A 24996-nucleotide genomic window follows, 5' to 3' on the forward strand; every position below is an offset into this window, starting at 1 on the left:
AAAGAGGTAATCAAATGACAGATAATCAGCTGCTGATGCAGGAAGCTTTGGAATGGAAAATGCATTTTTTGCGAAAGGATTCCATGTTTGAACGCTTTTCGAAGCGTGTCCAGACGAAGGTGAATGAACGGATTCCTGAAAAAATCCATACGGTCGTCACCGAGAGTGTGAGAAAAATGGTAGAAGCGACAATGGCCGGCTCCAATATCATCACTTATAAAAAGGATACAAGTGCACTGTCGCTCAGTGAAAAAAATGAATTGGCGAAAAAAACGATTGTTTCTTATCAGAAAGTGGCAGCTGCTGAGGGAGTCGGCACCGGAGCGGGCGGCATTTTTTTAGGCATTGCTGATTTTCCGCTGCTGCTTTCAATTAAGATGAAGTGTTTATTTACCTTGTCTTCCATTTACGGCTTTAATGTCAAGGATGCACAAGAAAGGATGTTTTTGCTGCTCGTGTTTCAGCTTGCGTTTTCGAGTGATGATGGCCGTAAATCGCTTTTTTCTGTCATCGAAAATTGGGAGACGGAGAAAAAGAGCATCGACTGGAGAGTGTTCCAGCAGGAATATCGCGATTATATCGACGTCGTGAAGCTTTTTCAGCTTTTGCCGGGCGTAGGAGCGGCAGTCGGCGGAATTGCCAATTATAAGCTGCTTGCTCAGCTTGGAGAGACGGCAAGACATGTTTTTCATCTGAGGATATTAAAGGAAACAGCCGGAGAATAAACACTCCGGCTGTTTTTTTATAGCTGATGATAGGTGATCGCAGCGCCGGCAAGGACCTTGGCCGCTGTCAGCATTGCTTTTTCGTTGATATCAAATTTCGGATGGTGGTGGGAATAGACTCGCTCTGGCTGTTCGGGAGCGGCGCCTGTAAAGAAAAAAGTGCCCTTCACGTTTTGTAAGTAATAAGCAAAATCCTCGCCGCCCATTTGCGGTTCACCGTCAATGACCTGCTGAACGCCCTCGGTATTCTTTGCGGTGCTCACCAAGTGGTTCGTTTCTGCAGGATGGTTCACAACCGCCGGATAACCCTGTTCATAGGTGTACTCATAGGACGCGCCGTGCATGCTGCATATTCCTTTTACAACCGCTTCAATTTCTTTCTCCAGAATGTCCCGGACATTTTCATCAAAAGAACGCGCTGTGCCGATGAGTACTGCTTGGTCTGCGATGACATTAAACGGATTGTCGGCGATGAAGGAGCCTGTCGAAATGACGGCGGATTGAATCGGATTGACTTTGCGGCTGACAATGTGCTGCAAAGAGGAAACGATTTGCGAACCGATCAGGACGGCGTCTTTTGTATCATGCGGATGAGCGCCGTGGCCGCCCTTTCCGAAAACTTTAATCGTAAATCGGTCCGCCGCCGCCATGACGGCGCCGGGGCGGCAAAGAATAGTTCCGAGCGGCTCAGTTGCCCAAAGATGAGTGCCGAATATCACATCCGCGTTTTCGAGACAGCCGTCATCAATCATTGGCTTTGCGCCTCCCGGATAATATTCTTCTGCATGCTGGTGGATCATCACAAATGTTCCCTTCAGTTCATGTCTGTTTTGGTGAAGGACCTTGGCCACTGCGAGAAGAGCTGCGGTGTGGCCGTCGTGGCCGCATGCATGCATGACACCAGGCACTTTGGAGGCGTAAGGGACATCTTTTTCATCTTGAATGGGGAGAGCGTCAAAGTCGGCCCGCAAAGCGACTGTAGGGCCTGGTTCGCTTCCTTCTATATATGCTAAAACCCCTCTGCCGCCGACGTTCGTGCGGATTGGGACTCCTAACGATTCATAATAGGAAGCAATAAATGCGGCGGTTTTTTCTTCTTGAAATGAGAGCTCAGGATACATATGAAAATGGCGCCTGATCTCAACCATTTCTTCAAAACAGCCGTCGAGCTGTTTGTTTATCTCTTTCTGCAGTGTGGATATGGACAAAGCCGCTTCCCCCTTTTCTATGCTTTTCCATGATTGTATAGAAAAAGTCTGAATATTTCAACTCATGCTGTTTCAAAGCATCATCACAGCTGCGAGGGTTGTCACCAAAAGGCCAATCGCGACTGGAATGAAGTTTTTTCTGGCAAGCTCAAAAGGATCAACTTTGCAAATGGCCGCGGCGGGAATCAACGCCCATGGGACCAGTGTGCCTCCGCCCACCCAGATGGCAGAGATTTGTCCGAGCGCGGTCAGAACGGCGGGATCGGCATGGAGAGCGGACGAAAAGAGCTTTGCGATGGAGCCGGCGAGAGAAATGCCAGAAAATCCTGAGCCGTCAAGGCCTGTTATGGCTCCAGCGGCAGTTAATGCAGCGGCGGCAAGCTCCTTTGACATAGGCATCATATGGGATAAAGCAATGCCAAGATCGTTGACAATGCCGTGGGAACCTTTAGGGAGTGAAGTGCCCAGTATGCTCTCATAGCCTGAGTCGCCAAGATAAAAGAAAGCGGCAATCGGGATGACGGGGCCGAAAACCTTAAAACCGAACTTAAATCCGTCAATAAAATAGCCGGTGATTTTTTCAAGCCCTTTATGCTTATACACGAAAAAATGAACGGTAAGGAGGATACAGATTGCAGACCCGCCAATTAACGCGGTGGCATCATTTCCTTGTAGGTTAAACAAGAGCATGCAGGCAATATCTGCAAGAAAGGCAAGCGGAATCAAAAAAGCCAGTATGGACCGCAGGCGTTTTGGCAAGTACAGCGAGTTGTCTTGTTCACCGGAAAGAACGGGGGAAAAAGAAGCGGGAGGCTCCTGTTTTTTGCGTTCGCGCTGAATCATGATAAAGGCAGCGGTTGTTGTTGTCACACCCATAATCAGCACAAGCGGAATGCTGGCCGAGACGACATCACCGACTGGAATGCCTGCTGCATCTGCAGTCAGCTTTGGCGCCGCCTGAATGACAAAGTCTCCTGACAGGGCAAAACCGTGTCCGAATAAGTTCATGGCCATGGCCGCGGCAAGAGGCGTCAAACCGGCACGTGCGGCTGCGGGGAGCAGGACGGCGCCGATCAAAGCGACACCTGGAGAAGGCCAGAAGAAGAGAGAAATGGCGAACATCAGGCCTCCAATCAGCCAATAGGCAGTCACAGGCCCTCTCACAAGGCTTGCAAAGGGAGAAATCATCGCTTCATTTATCCCTGTTTTTGTTAACAAATCACTCATCGAAACGATAAAGCAAATGATGAAAATCGTGGGCAGCAGTTCGCCGGCCGCATAGATAAAGCTGTGGAATAAACTGCTGACAGAAGCTGAAAGTGAATGGCTGGCCCATAGCGATATGATAAAAATGCCGAATAGAGAAATAAATGTCGTGTCTTTTCTCAGCAGCATAAATAGGATAATTGCTCCGATAAAAAACACATACAGAACATGGACAGACAAAATCCCGACTTCCATCATCGATCACTCCTTCCGCTTACAGATTATTCATAGGCGGGCGGAAGGTGCCGGGACAGAGGGGAGGGTTATGATGGAAGATGAACATTGATCTGTTTCAGCTGCTCAATCAGATGATGCCTTAATACTCTATTCGCTTTTTGCAGATGTTTTGGGAAGCATTCAGGAGAAAAAATGATGCACAATTCAGCAAGCCAGTTTTTTCTATAGGCGATGATGCTTTCCGATGGTTCTAAATATGAACCATCCTCGTGCTGCATCTCGTAATCAGCAAATTCGAACTGAAAACCGCAGCACGGGCAGATTTCATGAGAATGATTGCCTTCATGATCATATGGCGGTTCAGCCAATCCCTTAAACCCGCAGACTGGGCAAGTATGCTTCATTTTGCTTTCCTCCCAATAAAATAAGCTGCCGGACATGCCGGCAGCTATTCGACAGCGAAATATGTGGTGACATAGGAAGGCCGGGAGAAGATCGACGTTGTGTCAATTCCGGCAGATGTATCGCGTTTTTTGTGGGCTTCTTTGTAAGAACCGGACTGCTGCCAGTCTTGAAAGGCGCTTTCCGTTTCCCACAAGGTCAGAATGACATAGGTGTCACTGTCAAGCGGACGGAGCACTCGAATTGCTTCAAAGCCAGGCTCATTTTCGACTTTTCCCGCTCTGTTTTTAAATCTGTTTTCAAACAGCGGACGCCCTTCCTGAGTGACGGCAATATTGTTCAATACTGCAAAACCGGGATGCTTGATCTCTCCGACTTGGTCAATGACTTCATAAGCGTGTGGTGCCTGGAAAACGGTTTCTCCGTTTGTTTCATGAATCAAAATGGCGTTTTCCTGCCCCTGCATCAAAAGGATATTTTCTGAGGGATACTTTTCTACGATTGTTTTTAAAAAATCGGCTGTCCCATATGTAATATAAACCTTCATATCAGCCACCTCCTGCTTGCTAGTATATCAAAACAATGGTATAAGTTTCTATTGGCGAGTGCTTCGAACATAATTCCAAACAATTTTTCCCATACTACCTTTAGAAAGGCGAGGTGAGTTCATGTTTAAGATAAAGAAAAAGAAACTTTTTATACCTATCATTATTTTAGTGTTAACTGCTTTTCTCGCTTTAATAGGATATATTTCAATTATTTTTCTCGGCCATTATGTCATAGATGAAAAAAAGCTTATTCTTCATGCTTCTTCAAAAATTGTTGATCAAAACGGAGATGAGGTTGCAAGCCTGTATACAGAAAATCGCGAGCCGGTCTCGATCAATGAGATTCCAAAGCAGGTCAGAGAAGCGTTTATCGCTGTTGAGGATAAAAGATTCTATGAGCATCACGGCATTGATGCAAAATCTGTCGGAAGGGCAGTGTATCGCGATATATTAGCAGGCGGAAAGGTGGAAGGCGGAAGCACGATCACCCAGCAGCTTGCCAAAAATATTTTTCTGACACATGACAAAACGTTTCTAAGAAAAACAAAAGAAGTGATCATTGCGATCAATCTTGAACGGGATTACAGCAAGGACAAGCTGCTTGAAATGTATTTAAACCAGCTTTACTTCGGACACGGGGTCTACGGCATACAAGCGGCGTCCCACTATTATTTTAATAAAGAAGTAAAAGATTTGACTGTATCTGAAGGCGCTGTTTTGGCCGCTATTCCGAAGGCGCCTTCTACGTACTCTCCGATTTTGCACCCTGATAAAAATAAGGAGCGGCGTGATACAATTCTAGGTATGATGAATGACCAAGGCTATATCAGTGCGAAAGAGGCTGTCACCGCACAGGGCCGAACGCTTGGACTGCATGTGAAGAAACAGTCGGAAACACCTTGGTTTGACAGCTACATTGACCTTGTGATCAAAGAGGCGGAAGACAAGTATTCCATTTCTGGAGAGCAGCTTCTTCAAGGCGGATACACGATCAAGGTGCCGCTCGATTCGAAGCTGCAGAAGACGGCTTACCAGGTGATGAAAGAGGGAAGCTATTATCCCGGAACAGATCAGAATGCCGAGGGAAGCGCGGTCTTTATTAATAACAAGACAGGCGGTGTAGAAGCGGCCATCGGCGGAAGGGATTACACATCCAAAGGATATAACCGTGTCACAGCTGTCCGCCAGCCGGGTTCCACATTTAAGCCGCTTGCCGTATACGGACCGGCGATGCAGGAAAAGAAATTTAAGCCATATTCCCTATTGAAGGATGAGTTGCAGTCCTACGGAGATTATACGCCGAAAAACTACGACAGCCGGTATGAGGGCGAAGTCACTATGTCTGACGCCATTACGTACAGCAAAAACGCGCCGGCTGTCTGGACGCTGAATGAGATCGGCGTTGAAACAGGAAAATCTTATTTGAAAGCAAACGGCATTGATATCCCTGATGAAGGCCTTGCTCTTGCTCTAGGCGGCTTGGAAAAAGGCGTTTCACCGCTCCAGCTTGCGGGGGCATTTCATACATTTGCCGCGAACGGAACGTATACTGAACCCTTCTTTATCTCAAGCATAATAGATGAAGACGGAGAAACAATAGCCGATCATAAAGAAGAAGGAAAGCGGGTATTCAGCAAGCAGACGTCTTGGAATATGACGAGAATGCTGCAGCAGGTAGTCAAAAAGGGAACGGCTACGTCCGGCACCTATCACGGCGACCTGGCGGGAAAAACAGGTTCTACATCTTATACAGGCGTCTCCGGCGCGACAAAGGACGCCTGGTTTGCAGGCTATACGCCGAAAATAACCGGGGCAGTCTGGATGGGCTATGACAAAACGGATCAAAGCCATTATTTGAAAGCCGGGAGCTCATACCCGACGCGGCTGTTTAAGGATATTTTGACACAGGCAGGAGAAACCGGTCATGTGTTCACAAAGCCTAAAAACGTTAAAGAACTGGAAAGCCCGATTGAGCTGAAGCCGGTCAAAACACTCACAGCCGATTACACATTTAAAGCAGCGGGGCTCTTTACTATTGAATTAAAGTGGAACGCTCAAGAGGATGATCGGGCCGTATACAGAATTTATGTAAACAAGGACGGCAAGGAGACGCTTCTTGATTCGGTTGAAGGGAAGGGAAGTTATGAAATCCCTTATGCCAACTTATTTTCGGGCGCGTCTTATAAAATTGTGCCTTATAATACACAGACAAAAAGAGAAGGGGAAGGAACCGATTACGTTCAGCCGAAATTGTTTTCCTCTTAATGGAATTCGGCGATTTTTTGAACTTTGAGCTACATTTCTATACCATTTGCCTAAAACAAGGTATAGTGTAATAAGTCAAGAAATACGAACGTATGGTTGCCGTATGAAAGGTGGAAATCAGATGAGTAAACGAGAAACGTTTAACGAGACGTTTTTAAAAGCTGCGCGGGGAGAAAAAGCGGATCACACGCCTGTGTGGTATATGAGGCAAGCAGGGCGCTCACAGCCGGAATACCGCAAGCTGAAGGAAAAGTACGGATTGTTTGAGATCACACATCAGCCCGAACTTTGTGCGTATGTCACAAGACTGCCGGTTGAGCAATACGGAGTCGATGCTGCAATCCTTTATAAAGATATCATGACGCCGCTGCCGTCAATCGGTGTGGATGTTGAAATCAAAAACGGGATCGGTCCTGTGATTGATCAGCCAATCCGGTCTCTGGCGGACATTGAAAAACTTGGCCAAATTGATCCGGAACAGGACGTGCCGTACGTGCTTGAGACAATTAAACTGCTTGTCAATGAGCAGCTGAACGTCCCGCTCATCGGTTTCTCAGGTGCGCCTTTTACGCTTGCAAGCTATATGATCGAAGGCGGCCCGTCAAAAAACTACAATAAAACAAAAGCCTTCATGTACAGCTTGCCAGATGCATGGAATCTGCTGATGTCCAAGCTTGCCGACATGATCATTGTGTATGTGAAAGCGCAGATTAAAGCAGGCGCAAAAGCGATTCAAATCTTTGATTCGTGGGTCGGCGCATTGAATCAGGCAGATTACCGAACATACATCAAACCCGTAATGAACCGGATTTTTTCAGAGCTCGCAAAGGAGAATGTGCCGCTGATCATGTTTGGCGTCGGCGCAAGCCATCTCGCAGATGATTGGCATGACCTTCCTCTCGATGTTGTCGGGCTTGACTGGAGACTCGGCATTGATGAAGCCAGATCAAAAGGAATCACTAAAACAGTGCAGGGCAACCTGGACCCGTCCATTTTGCTTGCGCCATGGGAAGTCATTGAGAAGAAAACGAAGGAAATACTTGATCAGGGTATGAAATCAGACGGCTTCATTTTCAATCTTGGCCATGGGGTATTTCCTGATGTCAGTCCCGAGGTTTTGAAAAAACTGACAGCGTTTGTCCATGAATATTCACAAAACAAAAAAATGGGTCAATATTCCTAAGCATATCTTTTGGTATCTTAATGATATCCTGTCAAAATGTTTGTATCAGATCATTAAAGAGGGTGTAAACAGTGAGTAGAAAGAAAATGGGGCTTCTCGTTATGGCGTACGGCACGCCTTATAAGGAAGAAGATATTGAACGTTATTATACACATATCAGAAGAGGCAGAAAGCCTGAACCTGAAATGCTTCAAGATTTGAAAGACAGATACGAAGCGATTGGCGGCATTTCACCGCTTGCCAAAATCACAGAAGAGCAGGCGCATAATCTGGAACAGCACTTGAATGAAATTCAGGATGAGATTACGTTTAAAGCGTATATCGGACTGAAGCATATCGAGCCGTTTATTGAAGACGCCTTAGCAGAGATGCATAAGGATGGCATTACAGAAGCAGTCAGCATCGTGCTGGCGCCGCATTTCTCCACGTTCAGCGTTCAGTCCTACAACAAACGTGCCAAAGAAGAGGCTGAAAAACTCGGCGGCTTAACGATTACGTCAGTTGAAAGCTGGTACGATGAACCGAAGTTCGTGAAATATTGGGTTGACCGAGTGAAGGAAACATATGCGTCAATGCCTGAGGATGAAAGAGAAAACGCGATGCTCATCGTATCCGCACACAGCCTGCCGGAAAAAATCAAAGAATTTGGAGACCCGTATCCGGACCAGCTGCATGAATCGGCGAAATTGATTGCTGAAGGCGCAGGCGTTTCCGAATATGCTGTCGGCTGGCAAAGTGAAGGGAACACGCCTGATCCTTGGCTCGGACCCGATGTTCAGGATTTAACACGTGATTTATTCGAACAAAAAGGCTATCAAGCATTTGTATATGTTCCTGTTGGATTTGTCGCGGATCACTTAGAAGTGCTTTATGATAATGATTATGAATGCAAAGTGGTTACTGACGATATCGGCGCAAGCTATTACCGGCCGGAAATGCCAAATGCCAAGCCTGAATTTATTGATGCTTTGGCAACAGTCGTATTAAAAAAATTAGGACGTTAAAGAAGGCGATGAACATGAGTGACGGCAAAAAACATGTAGTCATCATCGGCGGCGGCATTACCGGTTTAGCCGCCGCCTTCTATATGGAAAAAGAAATCAAAGAAAAGAATCTGCCGCTTGAGCTGACGCTTGTTGAGGCAAGTCCGAGAGTCGGCGGGAAAATCCAGACTGTCAAGAAAGACGGCTATATCATCGAAAGAGGGCCAGACTCATTTCTGGAACGAAAGAAAAGCGCCCCGCAGCTTGTTAAAGACTTAGGTCTTGAGCATTTGCTTGTCAACAATGCGACCGGACAATCCTATGTGCTTGTAAACCGCACCCTGCATCCAATGCCGAAGGGCGCTGTAATGGGGATACCGACAAAAATTGCGCCGTTTGTTTCTACGGGTCTGTTTTCTTTGTCTGGGAAGGCGAGAGCTGCTATGGATTTCATCCTGCCTGCAAGCAAAACAAAGGATGATCAGTCATTGGGAGAATTCTTCCGCAGACGTGTCGGAGATGAAGTGGTCGAGAACTTAATCGAGCCGCTTCTATCAGGGATCTACGCAGGCGACATTGACAAGCTCAGCCTGATGTCGACATTCCCGCAATTTTACCAGACGGAACAAAAGCATAGAAGCCTGATTCTCGGCATGAAAAAAACAAGGCCTCAAGGCTCAGGCCAGCAGCTGACGGCAAAAAAACAAGGGCAGTTCCAGACTCTGTCAACCGGTTTGCAGACCCTTGTAGAAGAGATCGAAAAGCAGTTAAAGCTGACGAAGGTGTATAAAGGCACAAAAGTGACCAAACTCAGCCGTGGCGGCTCTGGCTATTCGCTCGAACTGGATAACGGCGTCACACTTGATGCTGATTCAGTAATTGTGACTGCTCCGCATAAAGCGGCTGCGGGAATGCTTTCTGAGCTTCCTGCCATTTCTCATTTGAAAAATATGCACTCCACATCCGTGGCAAACGTCGCTTTAGGTTTCCCTGAAGGCTCCGTCCAAATGGAGCATGAGGGCACGGGTTTTGTCATTTCAAGAAACAGTGACTTTGCGATCACAGCCTGTACGTGGACGAATAAAAAATGGCCGCACGCAGCGCCGGAAGGCAAAACGCTGCTTCGGGCATATGTTGGAAAAGCCGGAGACGAATCCATTGTCGATCTATCAGATAATGACATTATCAACATTGTGTTAGAAGACTTAAAAAAAGTCATGAACATAAACGGCGTGCCGGAAATGACATGTGTCACCCGATGGCATGAAAGCATGCCGCAGTACCATGTCGGCCATAAGCAGCGTATCAAGGAGCTGCGTGAAGCACTTGCATCTGCATATCCGGGTGTTTATATGACAGGCGCTTCTTTTGAAGGTGTCGGCATTCCCGACTGCATTGATCAAGGAAAAGCTGCCGTGTCTGACGCGCTTACCTATTTATTCAGCTAAAACCTCCGCTTTATCGCGGAGGTTTTTTTTGATGTTCAATGGCAATATTGTGTAAAAAAATGATTGAATTGAACAGCAGGTTATGATACATTTGCATATGTACTTAATGACTAAAATGTTCAAACGGTCAGTTTCGAGGTGAATACAATGTCAATAGATCGAAAAAAGCTCATTTTGGAGGCGGCTACAAAGTCTTTCACGCAGTTCGGGTATAAAGCGACGACAATGGATCTTGTCGCAAAACTTGCGAACGTGGGGAAGGGAACCATTTATACTTTTTTCAAAAACAAAGAAGAGCTGTTTGACGAGATTTTCACTACTTTATTAAAGGAAATGAAGCAAAAAGCGGATGAAGCGATGGAGCCGAACCTTCCGTTCCATGAAAATGTGCACAGAGCGCTGTTTGCCATTCTGGAGTTCAGGAAAACACATCAGCTGACGATTAAAATTTTCCAAGAGAATGCCGAGATTGGTACAATGGCTGTTCAGGAAGTGATCCAGAAAATGGAGCGAGCCATACTGTCTTATATCAAAAGTAAGATTGAAGACGGGATCAAAAGCGGCGCAATCAAGCAGTGCGACCCTGAACTGACAGCCTTTGTGATGCTGAAGCTTTATATCGCGCTCATTTTTGACTGGGAAAAACAACACCCCCCGCTTGATAAAGAGACAATTGCGGGACTGCTTGAATTGTATGTTGTCAAAGGATTGTCAGCGAACTAGATAATCCTTTCTCTTTGCAAGAAAATGACCATTTTTCATGATGAGTCAGTTTTAGAATGGAGGCATCAGGATGAACACAATACGAAGTCAGTGGAAAGACATCGTAACAAGTAAAAAATTATTGATTCCCATCATCGCCATTTTGTTTGTCCCGCTTATTTACAGCGGCGTATTCTTAAAGGCTTATTGGGACCCTTACGGCACAGTTGACCAGCTGCCTGTCGTTGTCGTCAACCAAGACAAGGGAGCAACGTATGAAGGAGAAAAACTTCAAATCGGTGATGATCTGGTCAAAGAATTAAAGGATAATAACAACTTTGATTGGCATTTTTCCAATGATCTCGACCAATCGTTAAAGGACTTATTGAATCAAAAATATTATTTAGTTGTCGAGATTCCTGAGGATTTTTCTAAGAATGCCAGCACTGTATTAGACAAAAATCCGAAAAAATTGGATCTGAAATACCACACAAATGCAGGTTCTAACTATGTAGGTGCAACGATCGGCGAAAAAGCGATTGATAAACTGAAAGCCTCTGTTTCAAAAGAAGTGACCGAGCAATATACGAAAGTTATTTTTGATAACTTTAAAGATATCGCAAAAGGTTTGAGCGACGCGAGCAGCGGCGCGAAAAAAATTGATGACGGCACAAAGGATGCGAAAAACGGAAGCGCACAGCTGAAAGAAAATCTGGCGAAGCTGAAGGAAAGCACCGCTACCATCAGTGACAAAACAGCGCAGCTTGCAGATGGAGCGGCTCAGGTGACGAGCGGCATCCAATCACTTGATAGCTCGCTCGGTAAATTCCAGGACAGCAGCAACCAGATTTATGATAAATCTAGTCAGCTTGCAGCAGGATCAGGCGAACTGACAAGCAAGATGAATGAACTTCTTGCTGGACTTCAAAATGTGCAGAAGGGTGCGCCTAATCTTACTAACGGGCTGGATCAGCTCAACAGTAAAGCCCAAGAAGGTTCTGAGAAAGCAGCAAAAGCGGAAAAGCTCATTAATGCGCTCGATTTAACGAAGCTTGAAACTGCTGTAAACAATCTGGAAAAATCAGAAACTGCGATGAAGGAATTTAAAAAACAGCTGTCTGACTTTGAAAACAGCTTAAAAAACCGTGATCAGGCATTCAAAAATCTCATCAATTCGAGTGATTTCTTAACAGCGGAGCAAAAAAGCCAGTTGATCAGCTCTGTTGAAAAGCAGCTTCCGAAAGTTGATGCGCCTGATTTTGATGAAATTTTAAGTGGGCTTCCTTCAGCTGATCAGCTGCCTGACATCGCAACGATAAAAAGCTCTCTTGAAGACGTGAAAGCGCAGGTGGCGCAGGTGAAAGCCATGCCGGAAGCTACATCTAAGCTTTATAACGGCGCAAAAACAATCCAAGATGCAATTGACAGATTAACTGAGGGAGCTGATAAGATATACAATGGTTCACAGAAGCTGACAGATGGCCAAACTAAACTGACAGCGGGCATCGGTGAATATAATAAGCAGTTCGCAAAAGCAAAAGCGGGCTCAGAGCAATTGGTGACAGGAAGCAGCCAAGTATCCGGCGGATTGTTTAAGCTGTTAGACGGGTCTAAACAGGTCCAAAGCGGATCATCAAAACTTGCAGACGGATCTGCATCACTTGATACAGGTTTAGGCAAGCTATTGGACGGCACAGGAGAGCTGTCTAGTAAGCTGAAGGATGCGGCTGATCAAACAGGAGATATCGATGCTGATGATCAAACATACGGCATGTTTGCGGATCCGGTTAAAACCAAAGATGATGCCATTCATTCCGTTCCTAACTACGGTACAGGGCTGACACCTTATATCCTGTCAATGGGCTTATATGTCGGCGGCATCATGCTGACGGTTGTCTTCCCGCTGAAGGAAGCGTCGGGACGTCCGAGAAACGGTTTTGAGTGGTTCTTCAGCAAATTCAATGTCATGATGCTTGTAGGAATCATTCAATCATTGATTGTGGCGACGGTTCTTCTATTGGGAATTGGTCTCGAGGTAGAGAGCACGTGGAGATTTTACGTGTTTACGATCATTACGAGTCTAGCTTTTCTAGCGATAATTCAATTTTTGGCTACAACGATGGGCAACCCGGGACGATTTATCGCAGTCATTATTTTAGTGCTGCAGCTGGGAGCGAGCGGAGGAACCTTCCCGCTTGAATTGCTTCCGAATTTCTATCAAGTCATCCACGGCGCATTGCCGATGACCTACAGCATTAACGGATTCAGAGCGGTCATTTCAAACGGTGACTTTGGCTACATGTGGCAGATGGCCGGCGTCTTAATCGGCATCGCCCTCGTCATGATTGCACTAAGCATTACTTACTTTACAATGTTAAGCCGGAAGGAAGAAACATCAGAAGAACAGCCGGCTTCATAAAGAAAAAGAACTTGTTTCCTTGGAAACAAGTTCTTTTTTTGTTACATTCCCCATTTAATAAGCAATCCTGTATAGGTTAATCCGCCGCCAAACCCGAAAAGCAAAACGATTTGATCTTTTTTCAGCTTCCCGGCTTTCACTGCGAGATCAAGCGCCAAAACAATTGAAACCGAAGATGTGTTTCCGTAGTGCTCAACACTAGTGAGCGTTTTTTCAATCGGGAACGGTGTTTTTTCACAAATTGACTCGATCATGCGCAAGTTCGCGCTGTGAGGAACAAACCAATCGAGATCATCAGAGCTGAGTCCTGCTTTATGTAAAAGCCGTTCAAATTCGCTAGGGACAGTTCTTGCGGCCCATTTATATACCTCGCGTCCGTTTTGCACCATTTTTCCAGAACCGACAAGCTGCACACCGTTTATTTCATTTCGCAGTCCGGCACGATACAAAATATCGCCGCCGTTCCCGCTTGTTCCTTGTACAGACGCAAGAAATCCCGGCGTTTCTTCATCTCGTTCTACTAACAGCGCACCCGCGGCATCGCCGAACAGTACGCATGTCGTTCGATCGGTATAATCGGTTACCTTTGATAACGTCTCTCCGGCGATGACGAGAATTTTTTGATGAAGGCCAGATGTGATCAATCCATTTGCCAAATGGAGGCCGTATGTCAGCCCGGCGCATGTCGCATTAATATCCAGCGCGCCGGTGCTTTCCCAGCCGAAATATTCCTGTACGCGGCATGCCGTACTCGGAAAGGCGTAATCGGATGTGGTTGTGGCAACGAGGATCATATCGACATCATCAAGTGTTCCTTTATAACTGCTCTTGAGATTCTTCACCGCTTCTATGCATAAATCAGAGGTAAATTGATGTTCATCCGCAATCCGGCGTTCTCTCATTCCTGTGCGCTGAACGATCCATTCATCAGAGGTATCAACGATCTTTTCTAAATCTGCATTGGTTAAACGTCTGCTCGGCGCATAGGTGCCGATAGCTGTAATTTTTGCTTTTGACATATGAATCACTCCTTATGGTCAGATTATAACACTAGATATTAGTATCTGGTACTAAAAAGAAGGTTTTTTTACAAAAAAAGAGAAGTGTAGAATAGGGAATCTATGAAAAAGAAAAAGGAGGCTGAAAAATGGTCAGTCAAGAAGCAGTAGTCTTTTTGGCATTATCCGGGGCTATTGCGTTTCTGTTGCCAATCGGGCTGATTGTATGGTTTAAGCGAAAGTATGGCGCCTCGCTTAAAGTGTTTTTTATTGGCGCTCTCACGTTTTTTGTCTTCGCTCAGCTGCTGGAAGGCGGCGTTCATGTTTATGTACTGCAAGTGAATGAAATGACGAAAGAAGCGATGCAGCATCCATTATGGTATGGCATTTACGGCTGCTTGATGGCGGGAATTTTTGAGGAGTGCGGAAGGTATATGATGATGCGATTTTTTATGAAGCGCCATCATACTTGGGCAGATGGTCTGGCTTTCGGGGCAGGCCATGGCGGGCTTGAAGCCATCCTGATTACAGGCTTGTCCTCTATCTCACTTATTGTATATGCATTTGCTATCAATAGCGGGACGTTTGAACAGCTTTTGGTCAATGGCGACATCAAACAGGCGCTTTTGCCGATACAAGAGCAGCTGCTGCATACTCCTTCGTATGAATGGATGCTGGGCGGAATAGAAAGAATCAGTGCCATTGCCGTCCAAATTGGTCTGTCTCTGCTTGTTTTGTACGCGGTTAAAAGCCGCCGGCCGCTGTTTTTGTTGTATTCTATTCTTTTACATGCACTGTTTAATGTACCGGCGGTTTTATATCAAAGAGGAATCATAGAGCATGCTGCTGCTGTTGAAATCATTGTTGCTCTTATAGCGGCTTTATCAGTTTATTGGATTGTAGAAGCAAAAAGAGTGTTTCAATAAAAGGTCCAAGCAGCAGCAATGCCCGCTTGGAAAAATGTGAATGGAAATATTCATTAAGCATGGGTTATCAGAATATTTCTGATTCAGTCTTTAGCAATGACAGCAAGAATGTCTGTGTTTTTTACAAGAGAAACAATGGTGTTTCTTTTTCTTCTTCTCGCAAGGGTCATGGCATTCTTTCTTTTTCTTGCAATGGTCGTGGAAATCTTTATCGAACCACTCGTCAAAGAACCAAAAATCATCGAACCAATCGTGACAACGACATTTCTGTTCATGTGAATGACGACAGCACATAGAAATCCCTCCTCTTCCCATGCTCTCTACAGCATATGAGAGATTGATAGGAAAAGATTGGACGGGTCCCTCGGGAAAAGAGTATATTTTAAGTAGAAAATAAAAGGAGGAATGCCCTATGACGTCCGTACGTAAAACGATGGAGCTCATTAAAGAACTTGTATCGATCCCAAGCCCGACAGGAAATACATATGAGGTGATCAATTATATTGAAAGCCTTTTAAAAGAATGGAAGGTAGAAACGGTTCGGAACCACAAGGGCGGCTTAATTGCAACGCTTCCAGGACGCGACACATCCCGGCATCGCATGCTGACAGCGCACGTTGACACCCTCGGTGCTATGGTGAAGGAGATTAAAGCGGACGGCCGGCTGAAAATCGACTTAATCGGCGGGTTTCGCTACAACTCAATTGAGGGGGAGTATTGCCAAATTGAAACCGCCTCGGGAAAAACGTACACAGGCACCATTTTAATGCATCAAACGTCTGTGCACGTATACAAAGACGCGGGAAAGGCTGAGCGGAATCAAGAGAATATGGAGATCCGCCTAGATGAACCTGTTCACTGCCGGAAAGATACGGAGGAGCTTGGCATTGGCGTCGGAGACTTTGTGTCGTTTGATCCCCGTGTCGAGATCACATCAAGCGGATTTATTAAATCGCGCCATTTGGATGACAAAGCAAGCGTCGCCTTATTGCTCCGCTTAATTCATCAAATTCAAACGGAAGACATTGAGCTGCCGTATACAACCCATTTTCTTATTTCCAATAATGAAGAAATCGGATACGGCGGGAATTCGAATATTCCTCCAGAAACAGTTGAATATTTGGCGGTTGATATGGGGGCTATCGGTGACGGGCAGGCGACTGATGAATATTCAGTATCAATCTGTGTGAAGGATGCGAGCGGGCCGTATCATTATCAGCTCAGAAAGCATTTAGTTCAATTAGCCGAGAAGCATCATATCGACTATAAGCTTGATATATATCCGTACTACGGGTCTGATGCGTCAGCAGCGATCAAATCCGGGCATGATATTGTGCATGGCCTCATAGGGCCCGGAATTGACGCTTCCCATGCATTTGAACGCACTCATAAATCATCTCTTCGCCATACCGCTAAGCTTCTGTATTACTATGTACAGTCACCAATGGTATAAGGGGGAGGGCCAATGAAGATTTATAAGCTGAAAAGCACATTCGGTTGGGAAGGTGATGACGGGTTGGGAGAACAGCTGATTCAGCAGATCCTTGCCGGAGAAAAAACCGCCACGTGCGCGCCGAAATCATTGTATTCAAAAGATGAATTGAGGGACGTTTATCAAACAGCGGGTCAGCTTGTTACCGTTTATGATAAACATGACAATCCAAGATGCAATATAAAAGTAACAGATGTCTTTGAAACCATCTTTGGTGCGCCTGATATGAGGTTAGTCAAAGGAGAGGGCAATGGAGACCGAATTGAGGAGTTTCAAGAGGATCATCGGATGGCATGGGCGGAACTGATCAAAAGCGGTGAACTGGAGCTGAATGAGGATACTGTTTTGATTACAGAGTTGTTTGTGCTTGTTAAAGATTAAAAAAGCCTGCGGGGCAAGAACCCCGCAGGCTTTTCATTAACCAGAAATGGTTGCGTTTTGTTCTGTTTTCGATTGGGACATAACAGTTTCTGCTTTCGCAGGATTAAACATGCCTTCCCATTTAGACATCACAACGGCAGCAAGCGCGTTACCAGTCAGGTTGACAACTGTTCGTGCCATATCCATGATGCGGTCTACGCCGGCAATAAAGGCAAGTCCTTCAGCTGGAACGCCGATGGTGCCAAGCGTTGCAAGCAAGACAACAAAAGAAGTACCAGGCACGGCAGCCATCCCTTTAGATGTCACCATTAAGACGAGCACAAGCGTAATCTGGTGCCAAATCGTCAAATCAATGCCATATACCTGTGCTAAAAAGAGTGCGGCAATAGATTGATAGAGAACGGAACCGTCTAAGTTAAACGTGTATCCGATCGGAATGACAAATGAAACAATGCCTTTCGGACATCCGATTTTCTCCATTTTTTCCATGATGCGCGGAAGAACCGTTTCAGAGCTGGACGTACTGAACGCCAGTAAGATTTCGTCCTTCATGTAAGCAAGGAACTTGAAGATGCTGATGCCGGCAATTTTTGCGACAATCCCGAAAATAACAATTAAGAAGAAAGCAAGCGCGACATAAACCAATCCGACGAGCTTTCCGAGAGAGATAAGAGAACCGAGTCCGAATTTAGACACAGTCACTCCGATAAGAGCGAAAACGCCGAATGGCGCCACTTTCATCACAAGGTTTACAACGTGGAACATGGCATGGGATACACCTTCAAAAAAGGCTAATACAGGCTTGCCTCTTTCACCGATCGCGGAAATACCCAATGCAAATAGTACTGTAAAGCAGATGATGGCTAGAAGATCCCCTTCGACCAATGACTGGAAGAAGTTTGTCGGCACAATATGGAGGAACGTTTCCGCCACTGATTTATTACTTTGTTCTTTTTCAGTTTCAACATATTGACTGATGTCCGATTTTTGAGCTTCGTGTATATTAACTCCTGTACCCGGATGGAAGATGTTTGCAAGGGCTAGTCCGAGAATAATGGCAAAAGTCGTGATGATCTCGAAGTACAGAATCGTTCTGAAGCCTAATTTACCGACTTGCTTTCCATTTCCTGCACCGGCTACACCGATGATTAAGCTGGAGACAACAATAGGAATCACTATCATTTTGATTAAGCGTAAAAAGAGATCCCCGATTGGCTGCAGGTAAGTAGGCAATGCTGGGTTGCCATACCAAATGACGCCAACAATGACACCTAGAATAAGTCCAACGAATATTTGTGTGGCTAATCCAAACTTAATTCTTTTCATAGATTACCTCCCAAAAAACAAAGTATCAACATATATCATGAATAGACATATATTTAATCTCACTATTAGATCAAATTATAATAGATAAGAAATCAATTCGTCTATAGTAAATTATATTTCGAAAATAAAGAATATTCAATGACATTATGATAATCACCAGAATTATCTAAAAACAGGTGAGCTTTGACCTAACCTGACTATTATTTCAAAATTAAGAGATATGTGAAAAAATAAGAAAATCCCACGCGTAAGGCGCGGGATTTTCGCTCATTACAAATCGTTTACTTTTATACAGTCATTGCAGATATTACCATAGCACTCATGCTGCTCTTCTATCTTTTTCCCGCATTCCGCACACTTTTTCGAAGGCAGGTTTCTAAAAAATTCTGTGATTTTCCCCAGCATAACCAATCCCTCTTTCCCCTTTGTAGTGATTTCATTGTAGTATAACAGATTGCAAAAATCAATAACTGTTTTGATACAATGTTTAAAACATGCTTTTTTCAAGAAAAATGGGTATATTGAAGGAGGATCAATTTTTTTGAAAAGATAGGAGGACATTATGAAAGTTACAGTTATCGGATGCTATGGCGGTTTTCCAGCCGCAAATGAAGCGACGTCAGGCTATTTGTTTCAGTCAGGTGATTACTCTCTGCTTGTTGATTGCGGCAGTGCCGTATTGTCTAAGCTGTTCGGATATGTGCCGGCGGAAAAGCTGGATGCGGTCGTTCTGTCTCATTATCATCATGACCATATCGCTGATATCGGGCCGCTGCAATTTGCCAAGCAAGTCGGTTCGTTTCTCGGCAAAGGAGAGCATACGCTTCCGATTTACGGACATGATGCTGATATAGAACAGTTTCAAAAGCTTACATATAAAACACATACAAAAGGGATCGCCTATCAGCCGGATCAGCCGCTGACTGCCGGTCCGTTTACGATCACCTTTTTAAAAACGATTCACCCGGTGACGTGCTATGCCATGCGGATTACTGACGGCAGCCACACTGTCGTTTATACTGCTGATTCCAGCTATCAGGATTCATTTATACCGTTTTCGAAAGATGCTGATTTATTGATCTCGGAATGCAATTTTTATGCCGATCAAGACGGAACAAGTGCAGGCCATATGAACAGCCTGGAAGCCGGGCGCATTGCAAAAGAAGCCGGAGCGGGAGAACTGCTGCTGACACATTTGCCGCATTTTGGCGTGCATGACAATCTTCGCAAAGAAGCGAAAACCGTTTTTAACGGAGAAGTGAATATTGCGAAATCAGGTTTTGTGTGGGAAGGATAAAGGAGGAGCACCATGTTATTTATAGACAATCAAAATATCAATGATCCGCGGATCAATCTTGCTATCGAGGAGTACTGTGTAAAGCATTTAGACCCTGAACAGCAATATTTGCTCTTTTATGTGAATCAACCGTCTATTATCATTGGGAAAAACCAAAATACAATAGAAGAAATCAATACAAAATATGTTGAGGAAAACGGGATTATCGTCGTCCGCCGTTTATCAGGCGGGGGCGCTGTGTACCATGATCTAGGGAACTTGAACTTCAGCTTTATTACCAAGGATGACGGGGACAGCTTTCATAACTTTAAAAAATTCACTGAGCCGGTGATTCAGGCGTTACATCAGCTTGGAGTTGAAGCCGAATTAAGCGGCCGGAACGACATTGTAGTGGATGGCCGGAAAATATCCGGAAACGCTCAGTTTGCAACGAAAGGCCGTATTTTCAGCCACGGCACCCTCATGTTTGATTCAGCCATTGATCATGTTGTATCAGCATTAAAGGTGAAAAAGGATAAAATTGAATCAAAAGGCATCAAATCGATCAGAAGCCGAGTAGCAAACATCAGTGAGTTTCTCGATGATAAAATGACCACCGAAGAATTCCGCAGCCATTTGCTTCGCCATATTTTTAACACAAACGACATTGGAAACGTGCCGGAGTATAAGCTGACGGAAAAAGATTGGGAGACCATTCATCAAATTTCGAAAGAGCGCTATCAGAATTGGGATTGGAACTACGGCCGCTCGCCGAAATTTAACCTTAATCATTCGAAACGTTATCCGGTTGGATCGATCGATTTGCGCCTAGAGGTCAAGAAAGGCAAAATCGAGGACTGCAAAATCTTCGGAGATTTCTTCGGTGTCGGTGATGTATCTGAAATTGAAAACCTGCTGGTTGGAAAACAATACGAACGCAGCGTCATCGCTGATGTGCTCGAAGGTGTGAATCTCAAGCATTACTTTGGGAACATTACGAAAGAGGATTTCCTTGATCTGATTTATTAAGGCAAAACACATCGTTTGAAAGAGCGGTTGTGTTTTTGAAATAATGGAGGCAGGAGGGATTCACATGAAAGTGTTTTTAATCGGAGCGAACGGACAAATCGGGCAAAGACTCGTCTCTTTATTCCAAGATAATCCTGATCATTCCATCAGAGCGATGGTCAGAAAAGAAGAACAGAAAGCGTCTCTTGAAGCTGCCGGTGCAGAAGCTGTGCTTGCGAATCTGGAGGGCAGCCCGGAAGAAATCGCCGCTGCGGCAAAAGGCTGTGACGCGATCATTTTCACAGCCGGTTCCGGCGGCAGCACAGGCTATGATAAAACGCTGCTGGTGGATCTTGATGGAGCGGCAAAAGCCATTGAAGCTGCGGACATTGCCGGAATCAAACGGTTTATTATGGTCAGCGCCCTGCAAGCCCATAATCGTGAAAATTGGAATGAGGCACTCAAACCTTATTATGTGGCCAAGCATTATGCTGATAAAATTCTGGAAGCGAGCGGTTTAACCTATACGATTATCCGTCCGGGAGGCCTTCGCAATGAGCCTGGAACGGGAACTGTTTCAGCAGCGAAGGATCTGGAGCGGGGATTTATTTCCCGTGATGACGTTGCAAAAACGGTCATTGCCTCTTTAGATGAGAAGAATACGGAAAATCGGGCCTTTGATCTGACAGAAGGAGATATGCCGATTGCCGAAGCATTGAAGAAACTATGACAGTACTGACACTCAGGGCTTTTTGCTCTTGAGTGTTTTTTTCTGTTTCTCTATAATGGAGGAGAAAGCTTGGCTTCAATAATGAATGACTATTCATTCACTTTAAGGGGTGGGAGAATGAATCTTGTTTCAAAATTGGAAGAAACAGCATCTGAGAAGCCCGACAGCATCGCATGCAGGTTTAAAGATCACATGATGACGTATCAAGAGCTGAATGAACATATTCAGCGATTTGCGGACGGCCTTCAGGAAGCCGGTATGGAGAAAGGGGACCATCTAGCTTTGCTGCTTGGCAATTCGCCTGATTTTATCATCGCGTTTTTTGGCGCTTTAAAAGCTGGGATCGTGGTTGTTCCCATCAATCCGTTGTACACGCCGACAGAAATTGGTTATATGCTGACAAATGGTGATGTAAAGGCAATCGTAGGCGTTAGCCAGCTTTTGCCGCTTTATGAGAGCATGCATGAATCGCTGCCAAAGGTTGAGCTCGTCATTTTATGCCAGACGGGGGAGGCCGAGCCGGAAGCCGCGGACCCAGAGGTCAGGATGAAAATGACAACGTTTGCAAAAATATTGCGGCCGACATCTGCCGCTAAACAAAACCAAGAACTTGTCCCTGATGATACCGCGGTTATTTTATATACGTCAGGAACGACTGGAAAACCGAAAGGCGCGATGCTGACTCATCAGAATTTGTACAGCAATGCCAACGATGTCGCAGGCTATTTGGGAATGGATGAGAAGGACAATGTAGTCTGCGCTCTTCCCATGTTTCACGTGTTTTGTTTAACCGTCTGCATGAATGCACCGCTGATGAGCGGCGCAACTGTCTTGATTGAGCCTCAATTCAGTCCGGCATCTGTTTTTAAGCTTGTTAAGCAGCAGCAGGCGACCATTTTTGCCGGTGTACCTACGATGTATAATTACTTGTTTCAGCATGAAAACGGAAAGAAAGATGATTTTTCTTCCATCCGGCTGTGCATTTCGGGAGGCGCGGCAATGCCAGTCGCGTTGCTGACGGCGTTTGAAGAAAAATTCGGCGTTACCATTTTGGAAGGCTACGGGCTCTCGGAAGCATCACCCGTTACGTGCTTTAACCCGTTTGACAGGGGCAGGAAGCCGGGCTCCATCGGGACAAGTATCTTACATGTCGAAAACAAGGTCGTAGATCCGCTCGGACGCGAGCTGCCCGCTCACCAGGTCGGCGAATTGATCGTGAAAGGCCCCAATGTGATGAAGGGCTATTATAAAATGCCGATGGAAACAGAGCATGCATTAAAAGACGGGTGGCTTTATACGGGGGACTTGGCAAGACGGGATGAGGACGGCTATTTTTACATTGTTGACCGGAAAAAAGACATGATCATTGTAGGAGGATACAATGTGTATCCGCGGGAGGTGGAGGAGGTGCTTTACAGCCATCCGGACGTCAAGGAGGCGGTTGTCATCGGCGTGCCGGACCCCCAAAGCGGGGAAGCGGTAAAGGGATATGTGGTGCCGAAACGCTCTGGGGTAACAGAGGAGGACATCATGCAGCACTGCGAAAAGCATCTGGCAAAATACAAGCGGCCTGCCGCCATTACGTTTCTTGACGATATTCCGAAAAATGCGACGGGGAAAATGCTCAGACGGGCACTGAGAGATATTTTGCCCCAATAAAATGAAAAAGCGAAGCGGTTAGCTTCGCTTTTTCATTTTCAATCCTTTGCTTCTTTTTTAATAATATTTAGCAGCGCCTTTGTATCATTTTTGCTTAATTTGTAGTATGTGCCATCCTTCAAAAAAACGGCTTGCTGGCTTCCGTCAATCCATAGTCTGAATGAGTCATACCGGTCTTTATGAAACTTGATTGTCCCTTCGTAATCAGGGGCTGATGTTTTTTCTGTCTTCACCTGTTTTCCCTGATTCATAATATCCAGCATATCTTTGACGTGCTGTCTTTTTTCAATCTCGATATCTTCCTGGCCGCTTGAAGACAGTGTGATCAAATCCGCGTCTACCGATTGATACACATCGCCTGATCGGCTGTAAAGATAAAAAAATGCTATAAACACAAGACCGATTACCACGATGGCTGCCACTATTTTTTTCATTTGCATCACTCCAAACATTGTTAGTTTTCCCAGCGATCGGGTTTTCCATGCTTAAAAGGATGGAAAAGTGCGGAACACAGCTTGGTTCTAAGAATTTGAATTTATGATTACAATAGAAGTAACGGGTTGATGTGAGGAGTGAGGCGTTATGCGCAAGTGGATTGCGGCAGCAGGACTTGCTTACGTGCTGTACGGGCTGTTTTTTTATTGGTATTTTTTCCTGTCGGGTGATTCTGCAATACCGGAAGCCGTGAAAGGGACGCAGGCTGATCCGGCTTCTTTCATGAAGCCGTCTGAGTTGGCAGTGGCCGAGCAGTATTCGAATGTCAAGAATTTTTTATTTTTTATCGGGGTACCACTTGATTGGTTTCTGTTTTTTGTTCTGCTGGTCAGCGGTGTTTCAAAGAAAATCAAGAAATGGATGGAAGCGGCCGTGCCTTTTCGCTTTTTGCAGACCGTTGGTTTTGTGTTTGTGCTTTCGCTGATTACAACATTGGTGACGCTGCCTTTAGATTGGATAGGCTATCAAGTATCGCTTGACTATAACATTTCCACACAGACTACGGCCAGCTGGGCTAAGGATCAGGTTATCAGCTTTTGGATCAGCTTTCCAATCTTTACGCTTTGCGTTCTCGTATTTTATTGGCTGATCAAAAGGCATGAAAAAAAATGGTGGTTATACGCCTGGCTGTTAACAGTGCCGTTTTCGCTGTTTCTGTTTTTTATTCAGCCGGTCATTATCGATCCTTTATACAATGATTTTTATCCGCTGAAAAACAAAGAGCTTGAAAGCAAAATTTTAGAGCTGGCAGATGAAGCCAATATTCCGGCTGACCATGTATATGAAGTGAACATGTCAGAAAAAACAAATGCGCTGAATGCCTATGTTACAGGAATCGGGGCCAACAAACGGATTGTATTGTGGGATACGACGCTGAACAAACTTGACGATTCAGAAATTCTGTTTATTATGGGCCACGAAATGGGCCATTATGTCATGAAGCACGTTTACATCGGTCTGGCTGGCTATTTGCTCGTGTCGCTCGCCGGATTTTATGTCATTGATAAGCTTTACAAGCGGACGGTTCGCCTAACCCGCAGCATGTTTCATTTAGAAGGGCGGCATGATCTTGCGGCACTTCCGCTGTTATTGCTTTTGTTTTCTGTTTTGAGCTTTGCGGTGACGCCTTTTTCTAATGCTGTCTCGCGTTATCAGGAGAATAAGGCTGACCAGTATGGGATCGAGTTGACAGAGAACAGAGAAGCCGCTGTTAAAACGTTTCAGGATTTGGCCGTGACGGGGCTGAGCCAGGTTGATCCTCCGGTGCTTGTGAAGATTTTCAGAGGCAGCCATCCGTCGATCATGGAACGGATTCAACATGCGGAGAAAGAAGAGAATGCGCCGGAACATCAGGATGCTGACAAATAAAAAGAAGCAGG

General features: G+C 45.3%; 23 protein-coding genes and 1 pseudogene. 15 read left to right on the forward strand and 9 right to left on the reverse strand.

Features of this window, described 5'->3' with window-relative positions; translation table 11 throughout:
• The first annotated feature begins 14 nt into the window (after positions 1-14).
• On the forward strand, positions 15-725 hold the full coding sequence (locus AC07VD_RS06055) for an EcsC family protein (RefSeq protein WP_024571661.1): 711 nt from the start codon (positions 15-17) through the stop codon (positions 723-725).
• A gap of 17 nt (positions 726-742) precedes the next feature.
• Here AC07VD_RS06055 and sndC read toward each other — a convergent pair whose 3' ends face one another.
• From sndC to hmoB, 4 genes and pseudogenes are all read right to left on the reverse strand, one after another.
• On the reverse strand, positions 743-1933 hold the full coding sequence (sndC, locus tag AC07VD_RS06060; RefSeq protein ID WP_041052746.1) for an N-acetyl amino acid acetylase SndC: 1191 nt from the start codon (positions 1931-1933) through the stop codon (positions 743-745).
• Positions 1934-2005: 72 nt separating this feature from the next.
• Positions 2006-3397, reverse strand: coding sequence for a hypothetical protein (locus AC07VD_RS06065; RefSeq protein ID WP_080263060.1), 1392 nt, complete (start codon positions 3395-3397; stop codon positions 2006-2008).
• A gap of 65 nt (positions 3398-3462) precedes the next feature.
• Positions 3463-3780: pseudogene (locus tag AC07VD_RS06070) on the reverse strand (hypothetical protein).
• A 44-nt stretch (positions 3781-3824) separates the two neighbouring features.
• A complete protein-coding gene (gene hmoB / locus AC07VD_RS06075) occupies positions 3825-4325 on the reverse strand; it encodes a heme-degrading oxygenase HmoB (RefSeq protein ID WP_086343651.1) in 501 nt (166 codons plus the stop codon).
• 121 nt (positions 4326-4446) lie between these two features.
• Here hmoB and AC07VD_RS06080 point away from each other — a divergent pair, with 121 nt between their 5' ends.
• From AC07VD_RS06080 to AC07VD_RS06105, 6 genes are all read left to right on the forward strand, one after another.
• Positions 4447-6591: a transglycosylase domain-containing protein gene (locus AC07VD_RS06080; RefSeq protein WP_217017447.1), complete on the forward strand. Its 2145-nt coding sequence runs from the start codon at positions 4447-4449 to the stop codon at positions 6589-6591.
• A 121-nt stretch (positions 6592-6712) separates the two neighbouring features.
• Positions 6713-7774 carry a uroporphyrinogen decarboxylase gene (gene hemE / locus AC07VD_RS06085; protein WP_130572175.1) on the forward strand — a complete coding sequence of 354 codons (1062 nt, stop codon included), beginning with the start codon at positions 6713-6715 and terminating at the stop codon, positions 7772-7774.
• A 71-nt stretch (positions 7775-7845) separates the two neighbouring features.
• Complete coding sequence (gene hemH / locus AC07VD_RS06090) at positions 7846-8778, forward strand: ferrochelatase (RefSeq protein WP_213419314.1); 933 nt, start codon at positions 7846-7848, stop codon at positions 8776-8778.
• Between the two features lie 14 nt (positions 8779-8792).
• On the forward strand, positions 8793-10205 hold the full coding sequence (gene hemY / locus AC07VD_RS06095; protein WP_086343655.1) for a protoporphyrinogen oxidase: 1413 nt from the start codon (positions 8793-8795) through the stop codon (positions 10203-10205).
• 147 nt (positions 10206-10352) lie between these two features.
• Positions 10353-10928 carry a TetR/AcrR family transcriptional regulator gene (locus AC07VD_RS06100; protein ID WP_017695359.1) on the forward strand — a complete coding sequence of 192 codons (576 nt, stop codon included), beginning with the start codon at positions 10353-10355 and terminating at the stop codon, positions 10926-10928.
• A 70-nt stretch (positions 10929-10998) separates the two neighbouring features.
• On the forward strand, positions 10999-13326 hold the full coding sequence (locus AC07VD_RS06105) for a YhgE/Pip family protein (protein ID WP_494721642.1): 2328 nt from the start codon (positions 10999-11001) through the stop codon (positions 13324-13326).
• 41 nt (positions 13327-13367) lie between these two features.
• On the opposite strand, the gene fabHB is transcribed toward AC07VD_RS06105, so the two are convergent.
• Positions 13368-14345: a beta-ketoacyl-ACP synthase III FabHB gene (gene fabHB, locus AC07VD_RS06110; RefSeq protein WP_217017453.1), complete on the reverse strand. Its 978-nt coding sequence runs from the start codon at positions 14343-14345 to the stop codon at positions 13368-13370.
• Between the two features lie 128 nt (positions 14346-14473).
• Here fabHB and AC07VD_RS06115 point away from each other — a divergent pair, with 128 nt between their 5' ends.
• Positions 14474-15250, forward strand: coding sequence for a YhfC family intramembrane metalloprotease (locus tag AC07VD_RS06115; RefSeq protein WP_217017455.1), 777 nt, complete (start codon positions 14474-14476; stop codon positions 15248-15250).
• Between the two features lie 83 nt (positions 15251-15333).
• On the opposite strand, the gene AC07VD_RS06120 is transcribed toward AC07VD_RS06115, so the two are convergent.
• Entirely contained in the window at positions 15334-15525 is a 192-nt protein-coding gene (locus AC07VD_RS06120; protein WP_003245634.1) for a hypothetical protein, read from the reverse strand.
• Positions 15526-15662: 137 nt separating this feature from the next.
• Here AC07VD_RS06120 and AC07VD_RS06125 point away from each other — a divergent pair, with 137 nt between their 5' ends.
• Both AC07VD_RS06125 and AC07VD_RS06130 read left to right on the forward strand, forming a co-directional pair.
• Positions 15663-16703: a M42 family metallopeptidase gene (locus AC07VD_RS06125; RefSeq protein ID WP_038428732.1), complete on the forward strand. Its 1041-nt coding sequence runs from the start codon at positions 15663-15665 to the stop codon at positions 16701-16703.
• 12 nt (positions 16704-16715) lie between these two features.
• On the forward strand, positions 16716-17123 hold the full coding sequence (locus AC07VD_RS06130; protein WP_015252434.1) for an ASCH domain-containing protein: 408 nt from the start codon (positions 16716-16718) through the stop codon (positions 17121-17123).
• A 36-nt stretch (positions 17124-17159) separates the two neighbouring features.
• Here AC07VD_RS06130 and gltT read toward each other — a convergent pair whose 3' ends face one another.
• Both gltT and yhfH read right to left on the reverse strand, forming a co-directional pair.
• Entirely contained in the window at positions 17160-18449 is a 1290-nt protein-coding gene (gltT, locus tag AC07VD_RS06135) for a glutamate/proton symporter GltT (RefSeq protein ID WP_003245579.1), read from the reverse strand.
• A 270-nt stretch (positions 18450-18719) separates the two neighbouring features.
• On the reverse strand, positions 18720-18854 hold the full coding sequence (yhfH, locus tag AC07VD_RS06140; RefSeq protein ID WP_003244802.1) for a protein YhfH: 135 nt from the start codon (positions 18852-18854) through the stop codon (positions 18720-18722).
• Positions 18855-19011: 157 nt separating this feature from the next.
• Between yhfH and AC07VD_RS06145 the strand changes: the two genes are divergently transcribed.
• The 4 genes from AC07VD_RS06145 (at position 19012) to lcfB (ending at position 23122) form a co-directional block, all read left to right on the forward strand.
• Positions 19012-19746 carry an MBL fold metallo-hydrolase gene (locus tag AC07VD_RS06145; protein ID WP_003233185.1) on the forward strand — a complete coding sequence of 245 codons (735 nt, stop codon included), beginning with the start codon at positions 19012-19014 and terminating at the stop codon, positions 19744-19746.
• Positions 19747-19758: 12 nt separating this feature from the next.
• Complete coding sequence (gene lplA, locus AC07VD_RS06150; RefSeq protein WP_014479356.1) at positions 19759-20754, forward strand: lipoate--protein ligase; 996 nt, start codon at positions 19759-19761, stop codon at positions 20752-20754.
• 64 nt (positions 20755-20818) lie between these two features.
• Complete coding sequence (locus tag AC07VD_RS06155) at positions 20819-21463, forward strand: SDR family oxidoreductase (RefSeq protein WP_101172515.1); 645 nt, start codon at positions 20819-20821, stop codon at positions 21461-21463.
• 117 nt (positions 21464-21580) lie between these two features.
• Positions 21581-23122: a long-chain-fatty-acid--CoA ligase LcfB gene (gene lcfB / locus AC07VD_RS06160; protein ID WP_024572532.1), complete on the forward strand. Its 1542-nt coding sequence runs from the start codon at positions 21581-21583 to the stop codon at positions 23120-23122.
• A 38-nt stretch (positions 23123-23160) separates the two neighbouring features.
• Here the strand turns inward: lcfB and AC07VD_RS06165 are convergent, their stop codons facing one another.
• Positions 23161-23556 (reverse strand): YhfM domain-containing protein, encoded by a 396-nt coding sequence (locus tag AC07VD_RS06165; RefSeq protein ID WP_003245187.1) that lies wholly within the window; start codon positions 23554-23556, stop codon positions 23161-23163.
• Between the two features lie 148 nt (positions 23557-23704).
• Between AC07VD_RS06165 and AC07VD_RS06170 the strand changes: the two genes are divergently transcribed.
• Positions 23705-24985: a M48 family metallopeptidase gene (locus AC07VD_RS06170; protein WP_086343660.1), complete on the forward strand. Its 1281-nt coding sequence runs from the start codon at positions 23705-23707 to the stop codon at positions 24983-24985.
• Positions 24986-24996: the final 11 nt, after the last annotated feature.

Source organism: Bacillus sp. GW821-FHT01G09, from assembly GCF_059422205.1.